The organism is Methylobacterium sp. Gmos3, assembly GCF_056430985.1.
Genome location: NZ_JBWJYL010000020.1, coordinates 1 through 1,279, shown reverse-complemented (window position 1 = coordinate 1,279; position 1,279 = coordinate 1). Strand labels below are relative to the sequence as shown.

General features: G+C 64.4%; 1 protein-coding gene. It reads left to right on the top strand.

All coding sequences use genetic code 11. The features are described from left to right. Positions 1 to 64: 64 nt before the first annotated feature. Positions 65 to 1,245 (top strand): IS3 family transposase gene (locus tag ACS5Q7_RS24020; protein WP_478341782.1). Its coding sequence is split into 2 segments (ribosomal slippage): positions 65 to 326 and positions 326 to 1,245, totalling 1,182 coding nucleotides; the frame shifts between segments, so codons are not numbered across the junction. Positions 1,246 to 1,279: the final 34 nt, after the last annotated feature.

Below are 1,279 nucleotides of genomic sequence, written 5' to 3'. Positions count from 1 at the left end.
TGGTCCGCCCCCACTGAAGTGGTCCGCCCTTTGGTATGGCTTTTGAGCCTGGAGGACGGACGACATGGCCAAGCATCCGAAGCCCGAGGAGATCGTCGCCAAGCTACGGCAGGCGGATGTGCTGATCTCACAGGGCCAGAGCGTCTCCGACGCGATCCGCGCCCTGGGCGTGAGTTCAGTGACGTACTACCGGTGGCGGCGTGAGTTCGGCGGCCTGAAGAGCGATCAGGTGCGCCGGATGAAGGATCTGGAGACTGAGAACCAGCGGCTGCGCAAGGCGATCGCCGACCTCACGCTCGACAAGCTGATCCTGCAGGAAGCGTCCCGGGGAAACTTCTGAGCCCCGCGCGCCGACGCGCCTGTGTCGAGCACATCATCGACGTCCTGCACGTCTCCGAGCGCCGCGCTTGTCGGGCGCTCGGACAACATCGCTCGACACAGCGCAAGGTCCCGCGGGGCCGTGATGACGAGGAAGCACTGACGGCCGACCTCGTGGCGTTGGCCGAACGGTATGGACGCTATGGCTACCGCAAGATCAGCGCGCTGCTGAAGGCGGCCGGGTGGCTCGTCAACGACAAGCGCGTCGAGCGGATCTGGCGGCGTGAGGGCCTGAAGGTCCCGGTCAAACAGCCCAAGCGGGGGCGGATCTGGGACAACGACGGTTCCTGCCTCCGTCTTCGCCCGGAGTGCCGTAACCACGTCTGGTCGTATGACTTCGTCGAGGCCCGCACGCATGACGGACGCAAGTTCCGGATGCTCAACGTCGTCGATGAGTTCACGCACGAATGCCTGGCCATCCGCGTCGCCCGCAGGCTGAAGGCGATCGACGTGATCGATGTGCTCTCCGACCTGTTCGTCCTGCGTGCTGTGCCGGGGCATATTCGTTCGGACAATGGCCCGGAGTTCATCGCCAAGTCCGTGCAGGCTTGGATCACCGGGGTTGGTGCCAAGACCGCCTACATCAGCCCCGGTTCACCGTGGGAGAACGGCTATGTCGAGAGCTTCAACGCTCGCCTGCGAGACGAACTCCTGAATGGCGAGATCTTCTACACCCTGAAGGAGGCACAGATCGTGATCGAGAGCTGGAGACGACACTACAACGCCGTTCGCCCCCACGCGTCGCTCGGATACCGTCCGCCAGCACCGGAGGTGTTCGTGCCAGCCTTCACCGCTTGGCCGGCTGCGCTCGCCCGACCAAATCCGCTGGCCAAGCTACCCATGGTGGCGCGGCCTACCGCGCACTAACTTTGATCTTGGACCACCTCGTGGGGGCCGATCA